General features: G+C 68.7%; 4 protein-coding genes. 3 read left to right on the top strand and 1 reads right to left on the bottom strand.

The genetic code is table 11. From position 1 onward, the window contains the following. From ACFWPJ_RS18025 to pruA, 3 genes are all read left to right on the top strand, one after another. Positions 1-1,452, top strand: a 1,452-nt coding sequence (locus ACFWPJ_RS18025; protein ID WP_378852706.1) for a GMC oxidoreductase, incomplete at its 5' end; no start/stop codon positions are given. A 72-nt stretch (positions 1,453-1,524) separates the two neighbouring features. Continuing rightward, complete coding sequence (locus ACFWPJ_RS18020; protein ID WP_378852704.1) at positions 1,525-3,342, top strand: protein kinase; 1,818 nt, start codon at positions 1,525-1,527, stop codon at positions 3,340-3,342. Positions 3,343-3,407: 65 nt separating this feature from the next. Next, a complete protein-coding gene (gene pruA / locus ACFWPJ_RS18015; protein WP_378852701.1) occupies positions 3,408-5,039 on the top strand; it encodes an L-glutamate gamma-semialdehyde dehydrogenase in 1,632 nt (543 codons plus the stop codon). Here pruA and ACFWPJ_RS18010 read toward each other — a convergent pair. Beyond that, positions 5,036-5,653 (bottom strand): hypothetical protein, encoded by a 618-nt coding sequence (locus ACFWPJ_RS18010; RefSeq protein ID WP_378852699.1) that lies wholly within the window; start codon positions 5,651-5,653, stop codon positions 5,036-5,038. The genes pruA and ACFWPJ_RS18010 overlap by 4 nt on opposite strands. Positions 5,654-5,763 lie beyond the last annotated feature (110 nt).

Raw genomic sequence — 5,763 nt, 5'->3', positions numbered from 1 at the left:
GGCTCGGTCTCCGCGCTGCGCCTGGCACAGGCGGGCATCGACGTCCTGGTCGCCGAGATGGGCATGTCCTGGACGACGCCGGGGCCCGACGGCGACATCTTCTGTCCGGTCCTGAAACCCGACGGCCGGTCCTACTGGCTGCGTGAGACCACCGATCAGCCGATCGGCTACTTCATGGGCGGTTCCTACAACAAGGACATCGACCGGTACACCGGGGTCCTCGACTCCGAGGGCTTCGGTGGCATCCGGGTCTACCAGGGACGCGGCGTCGGCGGCGGTTCGCTGGTCAACGGCGGTATGGCGGTCACCCCGAAGCGGGAGAACTTCGCGGCGATCCTGCCCTCGGTCAACGCCGAGGAGATGTATGCCACCTACTACCCGAGGGCCAACAGCGCGCTCGGTGTCAACAACATCGACCAGAACTGGTTCGAGTCGGCGGAGTGCTACCAGTTCGCCCGGGTGGGTCGCAAGCATGCCGAAAGATCCGGTTTCGGCTGGACTTTCGTGCCCAATGTCTACGACTTCGAGTACATGAAGAAGGAGCAGGCGAACACGGTGCGCCGGTCCGCGCTGGCCGGCGAGGTGATCTACGGCAACAACGCGGGCAAGCGCTCGCTGGACAAGACCTACCTGGCGGCGGCCACCGGCACCGGGAAGGTGACGATCGCGGCCCAGCACATGGTCACTTCGGTCACGCCCAGCGGGAGCGGCTACGAGGTGGAGATGGCCCAGATCGACACACAGGGCCGCACCACCGCCACCAAGAAGGTTGTCGCGGACAGGGTCTTCTTCGCCGCGGGCAGCGTCGGCACCAGCAAGCTGCTCGTCGCCATGAAAGCCAAAGGCCAGCTGCGCAATCTGTCCGACGCGGTCGGCCAGAATTGGGGCAACAACGGCAATGTCATGGTCGGTCGCGCCAACCACATGTGGGACGCCACCGGCGAGTTGCAGTCGGCCATGCCGTGCCTCGGCATCGACAACTGGGCCGACGCGGGCGGTCCGGCGTTCGCCGAGGTCGCGCCGTTCCCCTCCGGCATCGAGACCTACGTGAGCCTGTACCTGGCCATCACGAAGAACCCGAACCGGGGGAAGTTCACCTTCAACTCCGGCACCGGAAAGGTCGATCTGAACTGGCAGACCGCCTGGGCCCAGTCCTCGATCGATGCGGCCAAGCGGATCTTCGACAAGATCAACAAGAAGGAAGGCACGATCTACCGGACCGATCTGTTCGGCGTCACCAAGACCTGGGGTGACGACTTCACCTACCATCCGCTCGGCGGCTGCGTGCTCAACGAGGCCACCGACAACTACGGTCGCCTGCACGGCTACCAGGGTCTCTACGTCATCGACGGCGCGCTGATCCCCGGCAACACCAGCGTGAACCCGTTCGTCACCATCACCGCGCTGGCCGAACGCAATATCGAACGCATCATCGCCGACGATCTGGGCTGATCTCGCGTTCCGGCTGCCGGATCGGCTATGGTCCGGCAGTCGGAGCGGTTGAGATCGGAAGGCTCGTCACGGATGCACGGGGTGGAATTCGGCGCGGGCACGGTGTTCGCCGGGTATCGGATCGAACGGCTGCTTGGCCGGGGTGGGATGGGCACCGTCTATCTGGCGGCGCATCCACGGCTGCCGCGGCAGGTGGCGCTGAAACTGCTGAATCGCGAACTGTATTCGGACCCGGAGGTGCGCGGGCGGTTCGAACGTGAGGCCGATGTGTCGGCGCATCTCGACCATCCCGGCATCGTGTCGGTCCTCGATCGCGGCGTCGAGGACGGGCTGATGTGGATCTCCATGCAGTACGTCGACGGCACCGACGCGTCGGTGTTCCGCGGCACGCCACTGGATCCCGCCCGCGCGGTCGACATCGTCGCCCAGACCGCCGAAGCACTCGACTACGCCCACGAGCGCGGCGTCCTGCACCGAGATGTGAAGCCCGCCAACATCTTGCTGGCCCGCGCCCGCAGCGGCGACCGCGTCCTGCTCACCGACTTCGGCATCGCCCGCCTCCGCGGCGACGCCCGCCAGCTGACCCGCACCGGCGCCTTCCTCGCTACCCTCGCCTACGCCTCCCCGGAACAACTCTCCGGCGCCCCGGTCGACCACCGCTCCGACCAGTACTCCCTCGGCTGCACCCTGTTCACCCTGCTCACAGGTGAAAGCCCGTTCCCCGCGGACAATCCCGGCGCCGTTGTCGCTGCCCACCTGAGCAAGCCGGTGCCGCGCGCATCCGCGACAGTTCCCGCCCTGCCTGCGGGCATCGACGCGGTGATCGCCCGCGCCTTGGCGAAAGATCCGGCCGATAGATTCGACAGCTGTGCGGAGTTCGCCGAGGCGGCCATCGGTGCGGTGGGGTCTGCCGCGCATCAACCCGCGCTGCACGCCGTACTGAATGCGCAGGCGCCGCATACACCCGCACCGGACGCACAGACGCCGGACCGATCGGCACCGGGTGCGCAGGGACCGAACGCGCAAGGACCGAACGCGCAGGGAGTGAACGGGCCGGGAGTGAACGCGCAGGTGCCTAACGCATCGCGGCCGAACGCGCAGGCGTCGAATGCATCGGTGCCGCAGGCACAGGCACCGCATGCACACGCGCCGCACGGATCTGTGCCGCAGTGGCCAGTGGCACAGTCGGATTCGAGGCCGACGATGGCAACGCTTGTCGCGCCCCCGAATTCGGCACCGAAACTGCCGATCGCCGGCGGACCCGGCTGGGGCGGTCCCGCCGGCAGCTCGGTGAGCCCGCATCGGGCCGCGACCCCTCCGCCGCGCAAGGCCGTGTCGTCGCGATGGCGAGCACTCGCGGTGACCCTGCTCGTACTCGCCATGGTCGCCGGCGTCGGCATCGTCGGTGTCGGAGCGATCTACTGGAAGTTCGTGCGGCCCACCCGCGTGCCACCCGCCCCGACCTGGGGTGCGCACGAGTCGGTCGCGTCGGGCTTCACCGACCTGATCGCGATGCGCCCCAACGGCCGCGGCTGGCGCGACGCGACCTGTTCGGCGACGCCTTCACTGGTGGTCCTGCCCGGCGACCCGGCACCGCTGCGCCAGATCACCTGCACCGACGCCAACGGCGTGCTGGCCTGGTACACCGAGTACCCGACCGCCGCCGACGCCGAGGCCTACCTCGCCCGCCACACCACCGAGGACATCATCCGCCAGCTGCATCACACCAGCCTGGCGGCCTACCGCCCGCGCGACCCCGCCGCGCCGTTCACCCTGGCCGCGAGGGAACGCGGCAATGTGTTCAGTGCCAACTCGGTGGTCGAGGTCTCCTGGCCCGGCCACACCTTCGAGGAGACCCGCGACGACTGGTGGCAGCAGGCGCCCTTCTGACGGTCCACGCGCCAAGCAACAGTTTGATCCGGGCGATCATGGCGTAACGGCGATAGCCTCGGGGTATGGACGCTGTCACGGTGGTTCCGGTGCCCGCGAACGAGCCCGCGCAGTCGTATGCGCCGGGGACGGCGGGGCGGGAGCGGCTGCGGGCGCGGTTGGGGGAGCTCGCGGGGGAGTGTGTGGATGTGCCGATGGTGATCGGCGGGGTGCAGCGCAGCGGGGAGGGGGAGCGGCACGGGATTGTGGCGCCGCATCGGCGGGCGCTGGTGCTGGGCAGCTATACCGATGCCACGCATGAGGAGGCCAGTGACGCGATCGAGGCGGCCATTGCCGCGGGGCCGCAGTGGCGGGAGATGTCGTTCGACGCGCGGGCCGCGGTTTTCCTGCGGGCCGCTGATCTGATGGCGGGGCCGTGGCGGGAGACCGTCGCCGCGGCGACCATGCTCGGGCAGTCGAAGTCGGCGGTGCAGGCCGAGATCGACGCGCCGTGCGAGCTGGTCGATTTCTGGCGGTTCAATGTCGCCTACGGCCGGCAGCTGCTCGAGTGGCAGCCGCAGTCGAGTCCCGGTGTCTGGAACCGGATGGACCACCGGCCGCTGGAGGGGTTCGTCTACGCGATCACCCCGTTCAACTTCAGCGCCATCGCGGGCAATCTGCCCACCGCGCCCGCGCTGATGGGCAATACGGTGATCTGGAAACCGTCGTCCGCGCAGACACTCGCGGCGTGGGTCACCATGCGGATCCTGCTGGCCGCGGGACTGCCGCCCGGCGTGATCAACCTGGTCACCGGACACGGCCGGAATCTCTCGGAGGTCGCGCTGGCCGATTCACGCCTGGCCGGTATCCACTTCACCGGGTCGACCAAGACCTTCCAGCACCTGTGGCACCAGGTCGGCGCGAATATCGGTGGCTACAACGCCTATCCGCGGCTGGTCGGCGAGACCGGCGGTAAGGATTTCATCCTCGCCCATCCCTCGGCGGACCCGGATGCCTTGTCCACCGCCATGATTCGCGGCGCCTTCGAGTATCAGGGCCAGAAGTGCTCGGCCGCCTCCCGCGCCTATGTGCCGCGGTCGCTGTGGCGGAAGATGGGCGAGCAGTTCCTGGCCACGGTCGAGGAGATCAGCTACGGCGATGTCGCCGATCTCGCGAATTTCGGTGGGGCGGTGATCGATCAGCGCGCCTACGACAAGGGGGTCACCGCCATCGAGCGGGCCAGGGACGCGGGCATCACCATCGCCGCGGGTGGCACCTACGACGACAGCGTCGGCTGGTTCGTCCGCCCGACGGTCCTGATCGCCGACGACCCGCGCGACGAGTCCTTCAGCACCGAGTACTTCGCGCCCGTCCTGCCGGTGTACGTCTACGACGACGACGCGCCCGACGCCTTCGATGTCCTTCTCGCCGAGGTGGATTCGACGTCACCGTACGCGCTCACCGGCGCCGTCTTCGCCCAGGACCGTGCGGTGATCGAGAAGGCCAGCGCCGCACTGCGTTTCGCGGCGGGCAACTTCTACATCAACGACAAGCCCACGGGCGCGGTGGTCGGTCAGCAGCCCTTCGGCGGCGCCAGGTCCTCCGGCACCGACGACAAGGCGGGATCCCCGCTGAACCTGCTGCGCTGGGTCGCCCCACGCGTGATCAAGGAAACCTTCGTCCCGCCGACCGGCCACCGCTACCCGCACATGGGCTAGTGCGGGCCGACCACCAGGCGCACGATCAGCGCGGGCAGTGCGTCGAGCACATCCGCGGACTGGTCGGCCGGGCTGCCGTAGGTGTGCGCGGCCACCGAGAAGCCGGGTCCGAAGGACGCGGAGGCGACCTCGGGCGCGCCCACATCCGACCAGCCCCACTTGCTGCCCTGCACGCCGGGCAGCTGGGCGGTGCCCCAGTTCTGGGGTGTGCCGTCGGCGGCGGTATTGCTCGCGCCCGCCATCCACTCGAAGATCGGCGAGCCGGAGTCGGTGCGCTGCTTGGCGACCAGGAAGTCGGTGATATCGGCGGTGCTGGTGCTCGACCGGCCCCAGTCGGCGGTGCCGTGGGTCTGGCGCAGTCCGTATTCGCTCGCGGTCGCTTCGATGGCCTGCGGATACTTGGCGGCCAGCTGGGTGGCGGCGCCGTCGTCGGAGTCGCGGATCATCCGTTCCGACAGCGCGCGGTCCTCCGGTGAGCCGTCACCGTGGCGCAGCGCGTAGTCGACGATGTAGAGCTTGGACATCGACAGCGCCGAGCGCGATTCGTGCTCATTGGGTGTGCCCCAACCGAATCCGCCTGGTGTGCGCAGCGAGATGGCGGTCCGCGGCGGCACCGTGGTCGGGTCCTCGTCGGCGTTGGCGGCGGGCGCGGCGATCGCGAGACCGACGGCAACCGCCGCCCCGCACCCAGTCAGTGTTCGAACTGTCTCTTATACACAACACC

The sequence above is a fragment of the Nocardia sp. NPDC058497 genome (genome assembly GCF_042720195.1).
Classification (GTDB): Bacteria; Actinomycetota; Actinomycetes; order Mycobacteriales; family Mycobacteriaceae; genus Nocardia.
The sequence above is the reverse complement of the archived record's forward strand: the minus strand, read 5'-3'. Positions and strand labels throughout refer to the sequence as shown.